Origin of the sequence: Halorubrum tropicale (assembly GCF_001280455.1) — an archaeon.
Taxonomy (GTDB): Archaea; Halobacteriota; Halobacteria; order Halobacteriales; family Haloferacaceae; genus Halorubrum; species Halorubrum tropicale.
The window spans coordinates 137,544-154,896 of the sequence record NZ_LIST01000001.1; the positions used below are offsets into that span (position 1 = coordinate 137,544).

20 protein-coding genes are annotated in these 17,353 nt (G+C 70.9%); 7 read left to right on the top strand and 13 right to left on the bottom strand.

The window, feature by feature from the left end:
• Positions 1-234 precede the first annotated feature (234 nt).
• From AMR74_RS00575 to rnz, 4 genes are all read right to left on the bottom strand, one after another.
• Entirely contained in the window at positions 235-639 is a 405-nt protein-coding gene (locus tag AMR74_RS00575) for a CopG family transcriptional regulator (RefSeq protein ID WP_053770142.1), read from the bottom strand.
• 138 nt (positions 640-777) lie between these two features.
• Complete coding sequence (locus AMR74_RS00580) at positions 778-1,428, bottom strand: RPA family protein (protein ID WP_053770143.1); 651 nt, start codon at positions 1,426-1,428, stop codon at positions 778-780.
• Between the two features lies 1 nt (position 1,429).
• Positions 1,430-2,356 (bottom strand): replication factor A, encoded by a 927-nt coding sequence (locus AMR74_RS00585; protein WP_053770144.1) that lies wholly within the window; start codon positions 2,354-2,356, stop codon positions 1,430-1,432.
• A 692-nt stretch (positions 2,357-3,048) separates the two neighbouring features.
• Positions 3,049-3,978 (bottom strand): ribonuclease Z, encoded by a 930-nt coding sequence (gene rnz, locus AMR74_RS00590; protein WP_053770145.1) that lies wholly within the window; start codon positions 3,976-3,978, stop codon positions 3,049-3,051.
• 138 nt (positions 3,979-4,116) lie between these two features.
• Between rnz and AMR74_RS00595 the strand changes: the two genes are divergently transcribed.
• Complete coding sequence (locus tag AMR74_RS00595; protein ID WP_053770146.1) at positions 4,117-4,392, top strand: DUF7538 family protein; 276 nt, start codon at positions 4,117-4,119, stop codon at positions 4,390-4,392.
• Positions 4,393-4,612: 220 nt separating this feature from the next.
• Positions 4,613-6,556, top strand: a complete 1,944-nt coding sequence (locus AMR74_RS00600) for an ABC transporter ATP-binding protein (protein ID WP_053770147.1) — start codon at positions 4,613-4,615, stop codon at positions 6,554-6,556.
• A 39-nt stretch (positions 6,557-6,595) separates the two neighbouring features.
• Here AMR74_RS00600 and AMR74_RS00605 read toward each other — a convergent pair whose 3' ends face one another.
• Positions 6,596-6,931, bottom strand: a complete 336-nt coding sequence (locus AMR74_RS00605; protein WP_199236339.1) for a DUF5789 family protein — start codon at positions 6,929-6,931, stop codon at positions 6,596-6,598.
• Positions 6,932-7,037: 106 nt separating this feature from the next.
• Between AMR74_RS00605 and AMR74_RS00610 the strand changes: the two genes are divergently transcribed.
• Positions 7,038-7,799, top strand: coding sequence for a creatininase family protein (locus tag AMR74_RS00610; protein ID WP_053770149.1), 762 nt, complete (start codon positions 7,038-7,040; stop codon positions 7,797-7,799).
• Between the two features lie 14 nt (positions 7,800-7,813).
• On the opposite strand, the gene AMR74_RS00615 is transcribed toward AMR74_RS00610, so the two are convergent.
• From AMR74_RS00615 to AMR74_RS00625, 3 genes are all read right to left on the bottom strand, one after another.
• Positions 7,814-8,212, bottom strand: a complete 399-nt coding sequence (locus AMR74_RS00615; RefSeq protein WP_053770150.1) for a DUF5790 family protein — start codon at positions 8,210-8,212, stop codon at positions 7,814-7,816.
• A gap of 127 nt (positions 8,213-8,339) precedes the next feature.
• Positions 8,340-8,555, bottom strand: a complete 216-nt coding sequence (locus AMR74_RS00620) for a hypothetical protein (RefSeq protein WP_053770151.1) — start codon at positions 8,553-8,555, stop codon at positions 8,340-8,342.
• A gap of 79 nt (positions 8,556-8,634) precedes the next feature.
• Entirely contained in the window at positions 8,635-9,435 is an 801-nt protein-coding gene (locus AMR74_RS00625) for an aldo/keto reductase (protein ID WP_053770152.1), read from the bottom strand.
• Positions 9,436-9,623: 188 nt separating this feature from the next.
• On the opposite strand from AMR74_RS00625, the gene AMR74_RS00630 reads away from it, so the two are divergent.
• Both AMR74_RS00630 and AMR74_RS00635 read left to right on the top strand, forming a co-directional pair.
• Positions 9,624-11,303, top strand: a complete 1,680-nt coding sequence (locus tag AMR74_RS00630) for a methyl-accepting chemotaxis protein (protein ID WP_053770153.1) — start codon at positions 9,624-9,626, stop codon at positions 11,301-11,303.
• 1 nt (position 11,304) lies between these two features.
• Positions 11,305-12,069 carry a bacteriorhodopsin gene (locus tag AMR74_RS00635; RefSeq protein ID WP_053770154.1) on the top strand — a complete coding sequence of 255 codons (765 nt, stop codon included), beginning with the start codon at positions 11,305-11,307 and terminating at the stop codon, positions 12,067-12,069.
• 58 nt (positions 12,070-12,127) lie between these two features.
• Here the strand turns inward: AMR74_RS00635 and ahbB are convergent, their stop codons facing one another.
• The gene (gene ahbB / locus AMR74_RS00640; protein ID WP_053770155.1) at positions 12,128-13,186 is read right to left on the bottom strand and encodes a siroheme decarboxylase subunit beta; all 1,059 of its coding nucleotides are present in this window, start codon (positions 13,184-13,186) and stop codon (positions 12,128-12,130) included.
• A 108-nt stretch (positions 13,187-13,294) separates the two neighbouring features.
• Complete coding sequence (locus tag AMR74_RS18905; RefSeq protein WP_167551882.1) at positions 13,295-13,453, bottom strand: DUF7317 family protein; 159 nt, start codon at positions 13,451-13,453, stop codon at positions 13,295-13,297.
• A gap of 327 nt (positions 13,454-13,780) precedes the next feature.
• On the opposite strand from AMR74_RS18905, the gene AMR74_RS00645 reads away from it, so the two are divergent.
• Both AMR74_RS00645 and AMR74_RS18910 read left to right on the top strand, forming a co-directional pair.
• Positions 13,781-14,878, top strand: coding sequence for an anthranilate phosphoribosyltransferase (locus tag AMR74_RS00645; protein ID WP_053770156.1), 1,098 nt, complete (start codon positions 13,781-13,783; stop codon positions 14,876-14,878).
• 243 nt (positions 14,879-15,121) lie between these two features.
• On the top strand, positions 15,122-15,271 hold the full coding sequence (locus AMR74_RS18910) for a DUF7563 family protein (RefSeq protein ID WP_167551883.1): 150 nt from the start codon (positions 15,122-15,124) through the stop codon (positions 15,269-15,271).
• A 94-nt stretch (positions 15,272-15,365) separates the two neighbouring features.
• Here the strand turns inward: AMR74_RS18910 and AMR74_RS00650 are convergent, their stop codons facing one another.
• The 3 genes from AMR74_RS00650 to AMR74_RS00660 all read right to left on the bottom strand — a co-directional run bounded on the left by AMR74_RS00650 (position 15,366) and on the right by AMR74_RS00660 (position 17,345).
• Positions 15,366-16,199 (bottom strand): NAD+ synthase, encoded by an 834-nt coding sequence (locus AMR74_RS00650; protein WP_053770157.1) that lies wholly within the window; start codon positions 16,197-16,199, stop codon positions 15,366-15,368.
• Between the two features lie 127 nt (positions 16,200-16,326).
• Entirely contained in the window at positions 16,327-16,965 is a 639-nt protein-coding gene (locus AMR74_RS00655) for an NUDIX hydrolase (RefSeq protein WP_053770158.1), read from the bottom strand.
• A complete protein-coding gene (locus AMR74_RS00660) occupies positions 16,962-17,345 on the bottom strand; it encodes a hypothetical protein (RefSeq protein ID WP_053770159.1) in 384 nt (127 codons plus the stop codon). Before AMR74_RS00660 ends, AMR74_RS00655 begins: the two co-directional genes overlap by 4 nt.
• Between the last annotated feature and the right edge of the window lie 8 nt (positions 17,346-17,353).

A 17,353-nucleotide genomic window follows, 5' to 3' on the forward strand; every position in this document is an offset into this window, starting at 1 on the left:
AAGAGAATCGGACGTTTCTGAACAAACTTCGGGCCATCCGGCAATATTTTCGCCAAGATGTGCGGTTCGGCGGTCAGTAACGGACGAACAGGAAGGTTTTCGCGCCGGGGGTCGCCGGTCGGAGCGGGACCCGGGCGGCGCGGCGCCGCGGCTCGGCGGGCGAGCGCGGCGAGAGAAGCGCCGGGGCGGACGGTCTCGGTCGGAGCGGAAGGCGGTCCGGGGCGACGTGTGCCCCTATCCGAGTCGGAACGACGGCTCGTCCGACTCGCCGTCGAGGTCCTCTAGGTGGATCACGTCCTCGTCGTCGCCCTCGACCTGCTCCCGGAGGTGGTTGATGTACCGCTTGTGCTCTTCGAGCTGTTCGCGGAGGTGTTCGGCCTCGAGCTCTAGCCGCTCGTGCTCCCGGACGAAGCTCTTCGGCACCTCGACCCGGGGCGGGAAGGCCTCGCCGTCGCCGTCCGCGTCGGTCAGCTCGTGTTCCGGGACGACCCGGACCTGACCGTCGTGGGCAACGAGCATGTCCACGTAGTCCCGGAAGACCGCCGACAGCGAGATGTCCCGCTCCTCGGCGATGTCGCGGAGCGCCTCGAACGCATCTTCGTTGACGCGGAACGAGACCGTCTTGTTCTTGTTGCCCATTAGCGGGTCGTAGGTCTCGCTGCGTACTTAACAGTTTGTCAGACGGTCGCACGGCGAGCGGCGCCGTCGGGGCGCCGGGCGGGCGTCCCCCGGATCAGGGCTGCAGCGCGCTCGCCTCAGGGCTGCGGCGCGCTCGCCTCAGGGCTCCGGTGCGCCGGCCGAGTCGGACCCGTCGGGGGCGTCGCCGAGCGCGGCGTCGTCGCCGGCGAGCTCGTCGCCGCTCTCGTCGAGGTCCTCTAACGCCGACAGCGCGGCGGCCTTGTACGTCTCGGGGTCGAGGTCGTACTCCTCGCGCGCCATGCGCGCGTACTCGTTGCCCTCGTCGTCGAACGCGGCGACGCGCTCGACGGTGCGGCGGGCGGTCTCCGCGACCCAGCGGTCGCGGGTGGCGGCGTCGACCTCGGTGATCGACTCGGGGCGGACGGAGACCCGGACCGTGCCGTCGTCGGTCTCGTAGGTCCGGGGCTTCCCCACGACTGCGACGTAGGCCGGGGGCTCCAGGTCCCGGAGCTTGGAAGCGGCTTCCGGCTGGTACTGGCCGGCGTACACGAAGAACGTGCCCGTCGGGTCGACGATGCGGCCGCGCCAGTACTCGCTGTCCTCGCCGACGTCCTCCTTCTCCGTGAGCGTGCCCACGAAGAACACGCGGTTCGAGGACTCGCCGGTCGGGAGCAGCGCGTAGACGGGGGCGCGCTCGTCGTCGGACTCGGTGAACGTGTAGCCGGCGTCGTCGAACTCGCTCGCGAACACGCGCCGGGCGACCTCTCGGGTGGGTGCTGACCCGCTCATTTCAGATCGACCTCGCTTCGATCAGCGCGCTTTCAACGTCGACCGCGCCGGGGTCCTCCATCTCGTCGACCAGGACGTACCGGCCGAAGGTGGGGCCGGTGACCCGGTAGTAGCGGCCGAGCACGTCCTCGCCCATCTCCTCGGCGACGACGGTGGTGTCGAGCGCGTCCATCGCCATGTCCTTGGCTTCCTCCAGGGTCATGCCGGTGAGCTCCTCGGTGGCCTCGCGGTCGAAGATGACCTCGGTGACCGTCTCGCCGTCGTCTAAGACGCCCTTGATCCGGAGGTCGAACTCGCCTTCGACCTGGCCGTGTTCGGAGCAGCGCCCGTTCTGGAGGACGCGCGTACAGTCCTCCTCGGGGCACCGCTTGATCAGCCCGGAGCCGGACTGGATGTCCACGAGAGCGCCCTCGACGGTGTCGGCGTTGTCGCCGACCTCGATCGCCTCGTCGATCTCGGTGATACCAGTCGTCCGGTTGAGCTTCACCGAGTAGCTCCCCTCGTACTCGTCGGTGACGACGTTCGAGAGCTCGTACGCCTGCCCCTCCGTCAGCTCGGGGAGGTCGGAGGTCTCGAAGGCGACGAACTTGATCGTGCCCGACTCGTCGCCGAGCAGGCCGACCTGCGAGATGGAGTCGCTGCGCGGCTCCCAGAGGTCGACCAGCGTCACGCGTAAGTCGACCCACTGCTCGTCCTCGTCGATGTCGTTGACGAGGACCTCCTCGCTGCCGCCGCGGCCGAGCTCGTCGCGCTCCATGCCGGCGTCTTCGAGGTAGCTGTTGGTGACGCTCCGGCTTGCCTCGTCGAGCGGCACGCGGTACTCGTCGACGAGCGTTTCGAGGCGCTCCTCGACGTCGTCGGGGTCGACGTCGGTGTGGTCCGAGAACTGTTCCGCTATCGCTTCCGCTTCCTGTCGCAGTTCGCTCATGGGGTGTCTCCGCCTCCGGTCTTGTTTTCAGTGGGAGGCGTACGACGGTTGGTTCCAGATGGTATTAAAACGTACGTGACCGCGGTGAAAGTGGAACGAAACGCCCGCCTGAGGCCCGCTACGTGGAGTTCTTTCGATCCGCGGAGATCGACCGACGGGACGACCTCGCTCGCGTCAGACGCCCGTCAGCCGTGCGCGGGCTTCGTTTCAAGTGGAACTGTTTCACGGGTCAGAGTGACACAAAAGCGGATCCGACGGAGGTGACGAAGCGAAGCGGTGGCGTCGCCGGCGGCTCTGCCGCCGGCTGCAAGAGGCGCGTCGCGCCTCACTGCGTGCCTTCGAGCGCCCGTCGGGCGCGAGGAGCACGCGCGAGGGAGTCGCGAACGCAGTGAGCGACGAGGCTGGGGAGGCGTGAGGTGCGGTCGCTGTGCGGGCGGGACTCGAAGGGGCAGTCGCGAGGCGGGCGCAGGCGACGCAAGCACCGCGGCGAAGGAGCGAGCAGCACGAGCGACTGAGCGAGGCGCACAGCGATCGTGCGCCCGCCTCGCGACTGGGGCTTCAGCGGTCTCCGTGTCGAACGACCGTTTATGAGTAAAACCGTCATCGTACGGTCGAGCGACCGGGGCTTCGGCAGTCTCCATGCCGGTCACGAAGTCATCCGAGTGGGACCGGCCGGTCGAACCCTCAGCGACTCAGTCCGCGTCGGGGAACGGCACCTCGATGAGGTCGCCGTCGTCGGGCAGGAGACACTCGCCGTCGAACGCCTCGCGGGCGTCCCGGAGGATCGGGCTCGGGTCCGCGGCGTAGCGCGAGGAGATGTGGACCAGGGCGAGCCGCTTCGCGTCCGCGCGGTCGGCGATCGACCCCGCCTCGCGGCCGGTGGAGTGGGCCGTGTCGCGGGCGCGGTCGGCCATGTCGTCGGCGAAGGTGGCGTCGTGGATCAGCAGGTCGGCGCCCTCGGCGGCCTCGACGGTGCTCTCTCGCGGGCGGGTGTCGGCGGTGTACGCCAGCTTCCGGCCCGGGCGCGGCGGGCCGACGACCTGCTCCGGCTCGACGACCGTGCCGTCCTCGGCCTCGACCGCCTCGCCCTCGTGGAGGCGGCCGAACTTCGGGCCGACGGGGACGCCGAGCGCCTCCGCCTTCGGGCGGTCGAAGCGGCCGGGGCGGTCGTCCTCCTCTAAGACGTACCCCTGCGAGACGGTCCGGTGTTCCGTCTCGAAGGCGCGGACCGCGTACTCGTCGGTCTCGTAGGCGACCTCGCCGGGGGCGACCGGCTCGATCCGGACCGGGAACGCCGGGTCGTGGCCGACCGCGTGGACGAGATCGCGGAGGTGGTCGTCGGTCCCCGGCGGGCAGTGGACCGTCAGCGGGTCGGTGCGGTCGTTGAACCCGAGCGTCTGGACGAGGCCGGGGATCCCGAGGACGTGGTCGCCGTGGAGGTGCGAGACGAACACGCGGTCGACGGCGAACCCCGTGCCGCTGCGCATCATCTCGCGCTGGGTGCCCTCGCCGCAGTCGAAGAGGAAGCGGTCGCCCTCGCGGTTGACGAAGACGGCGCTGGCCGCGCGCTCGACGGTCGGGACGGCGCCGCCCGTCCCGAGGAACGTGACGCGAAGAGACATGGCGGGTCATCGGGACGGCGGTTGTAAACCGGTGTCGATGCGGGCGGAGCGGGGAGCGGGCGACCGAGCGCGCCGGCGAATAGCCTCGGTCGCGACCCCGGCCGACACCCACATGTGTCCGGGCCCCCGAGCGCGGCCATGCGAGACCCGATCGCCGCCTTGGTCAGACAGGAGGGGTGGCGCGCGGAGGGCGCGGCCGCCCGCGTCCACTACGAGGGAGGCAGCGACCGATACGCGGTGGAGTTCTACGCCGAGACGCCCCGCGTCCTCTACTGGTCCGTCCCGACCGACGACGAGGGCGAGACGGCGGCGCCGGTCCCCCGCGACGGGGTGCCGGACCCGCTGCGCCGACGCATCCGGGAGGACCTCGACGAGGCCGGGGTCGACCCCGACGTGGAGCGGCGCGAGCTGTGAGGCCGACCCCGGGCCGCGAGGAGCGAGTCCGCGGTGCGGTCGTCGGAGCCGGGACCGGCGCGCGCGACGGTCGCGCTCTCGGATCGGCCGAGGCGTCCGCGCGGCGACCGCGGTCGGCCGGGCGAAATCGCCCGAACGGCCGCGCGCTACCGGCGTTTTCTGCCGATGTATTTCGGTTCGAAGGAAACCTATTTGCCCGCCTGACTGATACGACCGTGTGATGAGTGGCGTCGAATGGGAGGAAGACGATCCCTTCGAGGAGCAGCGGGACAAGATCGAGAATCCGATGAAGCGGCTGTTCGTCGAGTACGGCCGCGACTACGTCCCGCAGGTGACGGTGGGGATCCTCGCGAGCGTCTTCGCGCGGCTGCTCGACCTGCTCCCGCCCCTAATGTTAGGGATCGCTCTCGACGCCATCTTCCGCGGCGAGGCCGCGTTCGACGAGCAGATCCCGCTGGTGCTACTGCCCGACGCGTGGCTCCCGACGACGCAGGTTGACCAGTTCTGGTTCACGATCGCGGTGCTGGTCGGCGCGTTCGCCTTCGGCGCCGGGTTCCACTGGGTCCGGAACTGGGGGTTCAACGCCTTCGCCCAGAACATCCAGCACGACATCCGGACCGACACGTACGACCAGATGCAGCGGCTCAACATGGACTTCTTCTCGGACAAGCAGACCGGCGAGATGATGTCCATCCTCTCGAACGACGTGAACCGCTTGGAGCGGTTCCTCAACGACGGGATGAACTCCGTGTTCCGGCTGTCCGTGATGGTGATCGGGATCGGCGTCCTCCTGTTCTGGATCAACTGGCAGCTCGCCTTGGTCGCGTTGCTCCCCGTCCCCGTCATCGCCGGGTTCACCTACGTGTTCATCAAGATCATCCAGCCGAAGTACGCCGAGGTGCGGTCGACGGTCGGCAAGATGAACTCCCGGCTGGAGAACAACCTCGGCGGCATCCAGGTGATCAAGGCGGCCAACACCGAGTCCTACGAGTCCGAGCGCGTCGACGACGTCTCCTTCGACTACTTCGACGCCAACTGGGACGCGATCGAGACGCGGATCAAGTTCTTCCCCGGCCTCCGCGTGCTCGCGGGCATCGGCTTCGTCCTCACGTTCGTCGTCGGCGGGCTCTGGGTGTTCCAGGGGCCGCCGGGCCCGTTCACGGGCGAGCTCTCCGAGGGGATGTTCGTCGTGTTCATCCTCTACACTCAGCGGTTCATCTGGCCGATGGCACAGTTCGGCCAGATCATCAACATGTACCAGCGCGCCCGCGCCTCCTCCGCGCGGATCTTCGGGCTGATGGACGAGCCCTCGAAGCTGGAGGAGGACCGCGACGCCGAGGAGCTCGTCGTCGACGACGGCCGCGTCGTGTACGACGACGTCTCCTTCGGCTACGACGACGAGACCATCGTCGAGGACATCGACTTCGCGGTCGAGGGCGGCGAGACGCTCGCCTTGGTCGGCCCGACCGGGGCCGGCAAGTCGACCGTGCTCAAGCTGCTCCTCCGGATGTACGACGTCGACGACGGGGAGATCCGGATCGACGACCAGAACGTCAGCGACGTGACGCTGCGGTCGCTGCGCCGCGCGATCGGCTACGTCGGGCAGTCGTCGTACCTGTTCTACGGCACCGTCCGCGAGAACATCACCTACGGCACGTTCGACGCGACCGACGAGGAGGTCCGCGAGGCGGCCGAGGCTGCCGAGGCCCACGACTTCATCCAGAACCTCCCCGACGGCTACGACACGATGGTCGGCGAGCGCGGCGTGAAGCTCTCCGGCGGCCAGCGCCAGCGGATCACCATCGCCCGCGCCGTGTTGACCGATCCGGACATCCTCGTCCTCGACGAGGCGACCTCCGACGTCGACACGGAGACCGAGATGCTGATCCAGCGCTCGCTCGACCGCCTCACGGAGGACCGGACGACGTTCGCGATCGCCCACCGGCTCTCGACGATCAAGGACGCGGACACCATCCTCGTTCTGGAGGGCGGGAAGGTCGCCGAGCGCGGCACGCACGACGAGCTGCTCGACAACGACGGGCTGTACGCGCACCTCTGGGGCGTTCAGGCCGGCGAGATCGACGAGCTGCCACAGGAGTTCATCGACCGGGCGCAGGAGCGCACCGCCCGGATCGTCGAGGACGCCGAGAGCGACGACGACTGACCGCGGTCGATCGGAGCGACCCGTCGGCCCGGTCGACCGTCACCGCGGCAGCCGAGTCCACTCGTCGGCGGGCGCCGGGGAGTCGTCGGCGTACCCGAGCGCGTCGAGGACCGCCTCGCGGACCTCTGCGGGGTCGCGGAACTGCGTCTCCTCGCGGCCCTCGAGCAGGCTGTCGAGCCGCTCCGTCGTCGTCTCCGCCTCCAGCGTCGCGGCGCCGTACTGCTCTATCAGCTCCGCCGCCGTCACCGGGTAGCGGTGCTCGCGGAGCGCCCGCTTCAGCGGGCCGAACGTCACGGCGGGGGCCGGCTCGTGCGCCTCCGAGTCGTGGTCCGCGTTGTCACCGCTCATGCGGCCCGGATCTACGGGGAGGGGCATAATACCTCGGGAGCGCCCGCGACACCGGTCTCGCCGCCAGTGGCCGCCGGACGGCGGCGTCGGCGGTGACCGCCGCCTATACCACGCCGCGCGCCGAGGTGCGGATATGCGCCTCAGCGAGGTCACGTGGACCGACGTCCGCGACGCCGACGTCGACGTCGCGTTCCTCCCGGTCGGCAGCACGGAACAGCACGGGCCGCACGCCCCGCTCGGCACCGACACCCTGAACGCCGTCGCGGTCGCCGAGGCGGGCGCCGACGCCTACGAGGCGGCGGCGTCGAGCGAGGCCGCCGCCGCGGAGCGCGGAGGGGTCGCGGTCGCGCCGGCGGTCCCGGTCGGCGTCGCCGAGGAACACCGCGCGTTCGACGGGACGATGTGGGTCTCGCCGGAGACGTTCCGGGCGTACGTCCGGGAGTCCGCCGAGTCGCTGGTCTCGCACGGGGTCGACCGCGTCGTGTTCGTCAACGGCCACGGGGGGAACGTCGAGGCGCTCGCGGAGGTCGTCCGGCGGTTCTCGCGCGACGACGCCCACGCGGGGTACGGCGTCGCGTTCACCTGGTTCGAGGCGGTCGGCGACCACGCGAGCGACATGGGTCACGCCGGGCCGCTGGAGACCGAGCTGCTGCGCGCGACGAACCCCGACTTGGTCCGCGAGGAGCGGGTCGACGAGGCGAGCGCGGGCGCCGCCGAGCGGTGGGGCGAGTGGGTCGCCGGGGTGAACCTCGCGCACGACTCCGACGAGTTCACCGACAACGGCGTGGTCGGCGACCCGCGGGCGGGCGACGCGGAGCGCGGGCGGGAGCTGCTCGACCGCGCGAGCGCGTCCCTCGCCGAGCTGGCGGCGGCGGTGGTCGACCGGGAGACCTGAGGAAGCGAGAGGGGCTACTCCTCGTCGGCCGCGTCCTGGAGCGCGCCGCGGATCGCGGGGACGGTGCCGGTGAGGGAGGCCACCTCGTCGGCCGCGCTCTCGATGTCGCCGACGAGCGACTCCAGCTCCTCTATCTCCGCCTTCAGGTCGTCGGCGTCGTCGAACGCGTCGGCCCGCTCGCCGAGGACGTACGCCTTCTTCGCCGAGCGCACGCTGTCGACCGCGTCGCCGGCGTCGAGCGCGGACTTCAGCCCGTTGAGCGCGCCGAGGACGTTGTCCGCGTCCGTCTCCCACACCGCGTCCGGGTCGGGGAGCTGGTCGCGCGCCGCCGCGAGGTGCTCTTCGACCTCCGCGCGGGTCTCCTCGGCCGCCTCGCCGAACAGGTCGTCGTCGTCGAACGTGGACTGAGCCATGTCCGGACTGTCGTGCCCGCACCTTTTAAAAACGCGCCCGAAAGCGGAAGTGAAACCACCGGGGAGGACGGATCCGCCGGCGGATCGGGGGGATCTGGCGTTCAGTTTCGGTCCGGCGGCGGACGGGTCAGAGACGGACGAGCAGTTCCAGCGCGATCAGCGTCAACAAGAGACCGAGGAGGCCCGCGAGGGCGGCGAGCGTGCGGAGCCGGTCCGACACCGCCTCCGGGTCGGGCGTGGCGGCGAGGAGGGCCGGACGGTCGCGGGGACCCGACTCGCCGTCCGCGTCGCCGTCGGCTTCCGGGGCGGGGCCGCGGTCGGACCGTGGGCTCGACTCCGGCACACACTATCACTCGACACGGAAGACCGTTAAACCGACTATGAGGGGACAGTAGCGGTATTGAACGCTCCGGAGCGCGGGCTCAGTTCCAAGGGGCCTCCGCGAAGTCGACGACCCGCTCGCCGCGGTCGAGCCCGTCGATCCGGGCGATCTGCTCGTCGGTCAGGTCGATCTCGCGGGCGGCCCAGTTCTCCTCGACGTGACCGTGGTCGGCCGCCTTCGGGATCGGCGCGACGCGCTCCTTGGAGAGCAGCCACGCGAGGCTCACCTGCGCGGGGGTCGCGTCCTGCGCCGCGGCGACCTCGCGGAGCGCGTCGACGTCGGCGACGCGGTTGCGCGCGATCGGCGAGTAGGCGACGAGCCAGTGACCGTCCTCGACCGCGTACTCGCGGAGCCGCTCCTGTTGGAGCAGGGGGTGACACTCGACCTGGTGGGCGAACACGTCGTGGTCGAGGCGGTCGATCGCCTCGTCCAGTTGGTCCGGCTCGAAGTTCGAGAGCCCGATCCGGTCGATCACGCCGTCGTCGACGAGGTCGTCGAGCGCGGGCAGCGTCTCCTCGGGGTCGTAGCTGTTGATCGGCCAGTGGACGTACAGCAGGTCGATCGAGTCGACGCCGAGCCGGTCCCGGCTGGCGCGGGCGGTCTCGACGGCGTCGTCGTACGAGAGGTTGTCCGTCGAGAGCTTCGTCGCGACGAACAGGTCGTCGCGGTCGACGCCGCTCCGGTCGATCCCGTCGCCGACCGAGGCCTCGTTGTCGTACCCCTGGGCGGTGTCGACGTGGCGGTAGCCGGTCTCGATCGCGTGCGCGACCCCGGCCGCGCACTCCTCGCCGTCCGCCAGCTTGTACGTCCCGTATCCGAGCCTGTCGAAAGCGGTCGCCATGTCTCACCGTGCGGCCGGCGGCGGCCTCAACGTACCGGTCCGGAGCGGGTCGAGAGACCGGCCTCGGTCGGACCGCGTCGCCGGAGTCGCCTCCCCGCGACCGCCGGGCGCCGCGCCGAGAGTGATTATCACTGTTAATATCCTGGGGAGGGTTATTATCACGGCGCGATCCCTGCGGTCGAGTACACATGCAAGCAGGATCGGCCCCGGGCGTCCGATCGAGCTACGGCGCGAAGCTCGCTCTGTCGCTGGTCGGGGTCATGGGGGTCTCAGTCTCATACGGAGTTATCGTCTACCTTCGCGCCGAGGCGGCCGGCGCCGCGGGCGAAGCGGTGCGGTCCGGGCTCGTCGGGATGACGCTGTTGACGGTGATCGGGCTCGCGCTCATCGGCGTCACGATCGGATCGAACACGGTCATCTCCCTGCGGCAGCTCACGGGTAAGGCCGAGCGGATGGCCGAGGGCGACCTCGACGTGCGGCTCGACACGGGCCGGACCGACGAGCTCGGGCGGCTGTTCGGGGCGTTCGACGAGATGCGCGGCTCGCTGCGCTCGGAGATCGCCGACGCCGAGTCGGCCCGCGAGGAGGCGGAGCGGGCGCGGCGGGAGGCCGACGCGCGCGCCGAGACGGTCGAGGAGAAGGCGACCGAGTACGAGACCGCGATGCGCGCGCTCGCCGACGGCGACCTGACGCGGCGGGTCGACCCGGAGAGCGACAGCGCGGCGATGGCGCGCGTCGGCGCCGCGTTCAACGAGATGGCCGACGAGCTGGAGGGGACGGTCGCGTCCGTCGCGACGGTCGCCGAGGACACCGCCGACGTGGCCGGGACCGTCGACGACCGCACGGACGACCTGCGGGCGACGACTGGGACCGTGAGCGAGGCGGTCTCGGAGATCGCCGAGGGGGCCCGCACCCAGCGCGACGACCTGCGGGCGGCGACCGACGAGGCGGAGAACCTCGCCTCGTCCGCCGAGGAGGTCGCCTCCACCGTCACCGACGTCGCGGAGACCGCGGAACACGCGGCCGAGGTCGGCGAGGAGGGCCGCGAGGCCGCCGAGGAGGCGCTCGCGGAGATGGACGCGGTCGAGGAGACGACCGCGGAGACGACCGCGGAGGTCGAGGCGCTCGCGGCGGAGGTCGAGGAGATCGGCGAGGTGGTCGACACCATCTCGGAGATCGCCGAGCAGACGAACCTGCTCGCGCTGAACGCCTCCATCGAGGCCGCCCGCTCCGGCGCCGAGGGCGCCGGCTTCGCGGTCGTCGCCGAGGAGGTGAAGTCGCTGGCCGAGGAGACGCAGGCGTCGGCCAGCGAGATCGAGGCCCGGATCCACGCCGTTCAGGAGCGCGCGGAGACGGGCGCCGACGCGATGGCGCGCACCGAACAGCGGATCTCCGCCGGCGTCGACACGGTCGAGACCTCCATCGACGCCTTAGAGCGCCTCGCGGAGGCCTCCGAGCGTACCGACGCCAGCATGACCGAAATCACCCGCGCCACCGAGACGCAGGCGGACTCGGTCGACGCGGTCGTCGGCCACGTCGAGGACGTCTCCGCGATCAGCGCGCAGACGGCCAGCGCGGCCGGCGACGTGACCGGCGCGGTCGACGAACAGGAGCGGACCCTGGGGGCGGTCGAGACCGCGGCCGGGTCGCTCTCCGACCGCGCGCTCGCGCTGCGCGACGCGGTCGACGACTTCGCGTTCGCGACCGACGAGGGCCTCGACGGCCCGAACAGAGCGACGGGGCGCGGCGCGGCGCCCGACGCCACCGCGGTCTCCGACGGGGGGGCCGCGGGCGGCGCCGGGACCGAGTTCGATTTCTCGCGCGACGACGGCGGCGACGGCGCGGCCGCCGGGGAGGAGGTGAACTGAGATGCTCGTCGACACCGCCGTCTGGGCGTGGATCGGCGCCCTCGCGATGGGCGCCGGGACGGTTCCCCCGCTGTGGGCGTGGTTCTCCCGGTCCTCGGAGGCCGGCGAGTCGCACGCCGTCTACTACGGCACCCTCGCCGGCGTCACCGGTATCGCGGCGGTCGCGTACCTCCTGATGGCGCTCGGGTTTGGCAGCGTCTCGCTGTCGGCCGGGGAGCTCGACGTCGCTCGATACGTCGACTGGCTCCTGACGACGCCGCTTCTCCTCCTCTACCTCGGGCTGCTCGCGCGACCGTCGCGGCGCGTACTCGCCGGGCTGATCGGGGTCGACGTGGTGATCATCGCCGGCGGTATCATCGCCGCCGCGACGACCGGAGCGGTCTCGTGGGTCGCCTTCGGCGTCGCCGGGGCGGCGTACCTCGCGCTCGTCTACGGGCTCCTCGTCTCGCTCCCGCGGTCGGCCTCGGCGGCGGGCGACCGAGTCCGTGCCGTCTTCGGCACGCTCCGGAACATCACGGTGGTGCTGTGGACGCTGTACCCGGTCGTGTGGCTGCTCGCGCCCACCGGGCTCGGGCTGCTGACGCCCGCGACGGAAATGCTCGTGTTCGTCTACCTCGACATCGTCTCGAAGGTCGGCTTCGTCGTCGTCGCGGTCGCGGGCGCCGACGCGCTCGACCGCCTCGGCGCCGACCGCGGCGTCGCCGCCGGCGACGGCGTCGGGACAGACGCCGCCGGCGGGCGGACGACCGCCCTCGGCGACGACTGAGCCGCGGTCCGGTCCGGCTCGCGTCGCCCGTCCGGTCCCTCCCGCTTCCCGCCGCCGGTCAGTCCCCGTCCGCGACCAGGTCCTCGTAGCGCGCGCCGGTCTGTTTCAGCGTCTCGGTCGAGTAGAGCCGCTCGTGGGCGAACGGGAGGTGGTCGGCCGCCAGCTCGTCGATCTTCGCGTCGACCGCCTCGGCCTCGCGGCCGTGGATCATGGTGAACATGTTGTACGGCCAGTCCCGGTCGGGGCGGCGCGGTCGGTGGTAACAGAGGGTGACGTACGGGAGGCTGCCGACCGCCTCGCCGCGCTCGTCGAGCTCGTCGTCCGGCACGTCCCAGACCACCATACAGTTGTTCGTGAACCCGGTGACGACGTGGTTGACGATACAGCCGACGCGCTTGATGCAGCCGTCGGCGAGCAGGCGCTCGACCGCGGCGAGCACGTCGTCGACGGGGGCACCGATCTCCGCCGCCACGTCCTCGTAGGGGGTCGCGGACAGCGGAAAGCCGTCCTGGATCGCCAAGAGGAGGTCGGCGTCGAGCGCGGAGAGGTCGCCGCGCGCGTCCTCGGAGATGCGGGTGGCGGACACGTCGGTCTCGTCGAGGGACTCGCGCGCGAACCGGTCGGCGTTGACGACGGGGAACTCCAGGTCGATGTAGTAGTCAGTGAGCATCGGCAGGGCGAGGACCTCGCAGCCGGTCCGTTCCTCGATCTCGTCGAGGATCTCGTCGCGTCGCTCCCGCGAGCCGGCGGTGACGACGAACCACTGGTTCCACTCGTGGTCGCGGCGGTAGTTGTGGTTCACCTGCCGGTAGCCGTTGATGACCTCGGCGACCTCGTCGAAGCGGTCCTCGGGAGCGCGCACCGCCGCCAGCGTTGAGGAACCGATGACCGGCGGGTTGAGAACCGCGCCGAACCGGCGGAACACGCCGCGCTCGCGGAGGTCGCGGACGCGCCGGAGGATCTCGTCGGCGTCGACCGCGGCGCCCGTCTCGGCCGCTATCTCGTCGGCGACCCGCTCGAACGGGCGCTCCGCGACGGGGAAGCCGCTCTGGTACTCGTCGATGAGGGCCGCGTCGACGGCGTCGACGTCGGCCCGCCAGTCGGCGTCCAGACTCATTACCTCGAATAGGGGGCGGGCGTACGTACGGGTTTCGGAGGGCGTCGAGCGTCAAGCGTCAGCGCGTCGAGCGTCAGCGAGACGGGTGTCGATGCGGACGAGCGCGCGTCAGTCGTCGGCGGGGGGCTCGCCGGGCGTCGCCGCGAACGCCCGGGCGCTCTCCTCCAGCTGCGCCGTCGAGCAGCCGCCGACGGTCGCGGCCTGTTCGAGCGTCAGCGTGCGGGACCGGTACAGCGTGAGCGCGGTGGCGACGGATTTGGACGTCATCGGGTACAGCCGGCCAGTAGATGGACAAACATATAACTCTAACGCTGATTAGGCCCTGATACAGAATTAGAAAAGCGCAGAACAACCGAAACGTATTACATTTCTTTGTATAAACAGACATCCATACGGTTATTGTTTGCGAACAACTACCACGATTCCCGAGAGAGCGACCCGGTCGGCCGGGCCCGGCGCTCGCGCGCGATGCGAGGGACGGGCGGGCGCGCGTCGCCTGCGGTGGCGTTCCAAAGAGACGGTCCCGACCCGACGCGTTCCCGACGCGCGGGAGTCGAACGGGGGACTTTTCGTCCGAGAACCCGAACGATGCGTATGGCTCAGGCGACCCAGGAGTTCGGCGACTGGCCCCTCAAGCGGCTGATGACCGAGGTCTGCGGCTCCGGCCACAAGTCGGCCGACGACCTGACGCGCGCGCAGGCGACCGAGGCGTTCGAGCGCATCCTCGCGGACGAGCCGGACCCGACGACGCTCGGGGCGTTCTGGCTCTCCAACCGCTGGAAGCGGAACACGCCCGAGGAGCTCGGCGCGTACGTCGACGTGATGTGCGACCGCGTCGAGTACGCCGAGCCCGACGCCGACCCCGTCGACTGCGGCGCCAACTACGACGGGAAGGGCCGGACCGCAATCTTAGGCGTCGCCGCGGGCGCCGTCGCGGCCGCGGCCGGCACCCCGGTCGTCGTCCACTCCGGCGACCGCGTGCCGACCCAGAAGCAGGACGCGTACAAGCACGTCTTAGACGAACTGGGCGTCCACACCGAGCTGACGCCCTCGGACTCCGCCGACATGGTCGACGAGACCGGCTTCGGCTTCTACTACCAGCCCGCGTTCAACCCCGCCATCGACGACCTGTTCGACCGGCGCGACCAGATGGGCGTCCGGACGTTCGTCAACACCGTCGAGACGCTGGCGAACCCCGCCGGCGCCTCCGTCCACCTCGGCTCCTTCTACCACCTCGCGTTCGCGAAGAAGGTGGTCGACACGTTCGTTGAAAGCGAGTTCCACGACCTCGACCGCGTCCTGATGTTCCAGGGCATGGAGGGGTACGACGACGTGCGCCCGGGTTACACGAAGGTCGCCGAGTGGGACGCCGCGGGCGACGACGGCGACGAGGCCGGAAGCGAGGGCGCCTCCTTCGACGACTTCGAGATCGAGACCGCGGAGTACGGGATGGACCTCGAGGAGGAGGACCTCGCGGTCGACGACGTGGCCGCCGACTCGGCGGCGGTCACGGAAGAAGTGCTGGCCGGCGAGCGCGACGGCGCCTTCGCCGACGCGGTCGCGGTCAACGCCGCGCTCCGGATCTACGCCGGCGGCGACGCCGACTCCATCGAGGACGGCCTCGACGCGGCCCGCGAGGTCATCGACGACGGGAGCGCCTACGACGTGCTCGACGCCCTGCGCGAGTTCTGACCGCCGGGCCCGTCGGCGGCGCGTCGCGCGGAGCGATCGACGGTCGCGGGGAGAGCGGCGGCGCGACGGGACCGCGTCGCCGTCCCGCCCGCTAACCCCCTTCTCGGCCCGCGTTTTTCGCCCGTGTTCCGGCTTCGGTCCCCCAATTTGGGCCTGATTTGGGACGGAGTTTGAAAAGCGCTCTTGAGGTCTGGGCACCAAGTGAACGTGTGTCGAATATGACCCGCGATACCATTCACCGCCATGCCGACCTGTGAACACTGCGAGGCGCACGTCTCCGAGCGGTTCGTCCAGGTCTTCGGGGACGACCGGAGACGGGTACACGCGTGCCCGAACTGCTCGGCGAACGCCGGGATCGCCGAGGTGGCGAAGGAACGGGCGCAGAACGCCTGACCCCCGCTGACCGCTCCGGCTCGCCGTCCCGCACGGTCCTCCCGACCCCGGCGGCTCCCCGCCGCTCCGACCCCTCTTACCGCTCTGAGCCCTCTTACCGCTCCGGCGCCGGCGGCATCGCCCGCTTGTGGGCGCTGCGCTCGTGGAGGTCGACCACGCGGTCGACGGCCGCCTCGGGCACGTCGAGTTCGCGGACCGTCGCCGCCCGGGACAGCCCGCCGTCGACGTGGACCGCGAGGATCGCGTCGACGGTGTCGTAGTCGAGTCCCATCTCCTCGGCGTCGGTCTGCCCCTCCCACATCCCCGCGGTCGGCTCCTGCATCACCAGTTCGCGGGGGACCCCGACGTGCGCGGCCAGCTGGCGCACCTGCTGTTTGTAGAGGTTGCCGATGGGGTTACAGTCGACCGCCTGGTCGCCGTACTTCGTGTAGTAGCCGGTCATCGCCTCCGCGCGGTTCCCGGTCCCGAGGACGACGCGGTCCTCGGCGTTGGCGACGAAGTAGTTCAGCACGGCGCGGGTGCGGACGTAGACGTTGCCCGCGGCCGTGCGGTCGTCGGCCGCGTCGGGGACGGCGTCGAAGACGGCCTCCGCGATCGGCTGGATCTCGACCACGTCGTACTCGATGCCGAGGTCCGCGGCGACCCGCTCGGCGTCGCTCATCACGTCCGGGTCGTTGACCGCGGAGGGCATCGTGAGCCCGTGGAGGCCCTCCTCGCCGAGCGCCTCGACCGCGAGGTACGCGGTGAGCGTGGAGTCGATACCGCCCGAGAGGCCGAGGACCGCGCCCGTCGCGCCCGCGTCGTCGACCACGTCGCGGATGAACGAGACGATCCGCTCGCGGGTCGCCGCAAGCTCCGACTCCGAGAGGCGGAGGTCGAGCGGGGGGTCGTCCGACAGCAGCACCGACTGCTCCGAGGTCTGGCTCATGACAGAGTACAGGGGCCGAGGCGACTAATACCTCCCCGTCGGCGCCCGAAACTGGACGCGCGTCGGGTTCTGCGCCGGTTCGCGGCGACGGTCGGGCACCGACGGGTCGCGGTCCGGCGGCGGGCGCCTACAGCAGTCCCTCGCGCTCGGCGAGCAGGAGCCCCTCAAGGGTCGCGTCGTTCGTCGGCGGCTCCCGCGCGGTCGCCAGCGCCTCCTCGACCGGGACCGACCGCGGGGCGAGGAACTCGTTGCTGTCGTGGTCGACGTCGACCGGCTCCAGCCCCTCGGCGAACACGTAGCCGCGCCGGTGGCGCAGCACGCCCGTCGAACACCACACCTCCTGGAGCAGCGAGGTCGACGACGGCTCGAAGCCGGTCTCCTCGGCGAGCTCTCGGGCCCCGGCCTCGGTGTACGACTCGCCGGCCTCGACGACCCCCGCCGGGAGCTCCAGCTGCGTGTTCCGCACGGTGGGGCGGTACTGCTCGACGAACAGCACGCGGTCGTCGGCGACCGCGACGATGACGGTCGCGGGCGACAGCTCCGCCCAGTAGTACTTCTTCTCCGTCCCGTCGGGCTGTTCGACGCGGTCGTAGCCGCCGACGAACCACCCCTCGTCGTACTCGACCGCGACCTCCCTGACGGGCCACTCCGGCTCGCCCGGCAGCGAGTGGTTGCGGCCGTCGGAGAACGCGGGGAGGTCGCGGAGGTCGGCCGCCGGCGCGTCGGCGGGGGCGTCGCCCGCGTGCCCGCCGCGGTCGCCCGTCACGGTCGGACCACCTCGGCGTGGTACACCTCGCCGTCGCGGCGCACCCGCACGCCGCCCTCGGTCGCGGCGCCGGGCACCTGTTGGGTGAGCGCGTCCACCTCGTCGAACGGCGTGTGCGTGAACCACTCCTTCACGCCGTACGGGCCGGTCTGGTAGCCCTTCGACCGACCGTCGTCGCTCTCTATCGCGCCGATCAGGTACGGGTACCGGCGGTCGGAGACGTTGTTCACGTCGGCCGCGGTGCCGTTCGTCTCGATCGGTTCGACCGTGAGGTAGTAGGGGTCGCCGCTGCCGAGGTAGCTGGGGAGCGCGCCGAGCGCGAGCAGCGCGACGACGACCAGCGCGATGGCGACGACGACGTTCCGGGTGACCCGGCGCATGGTCGGGG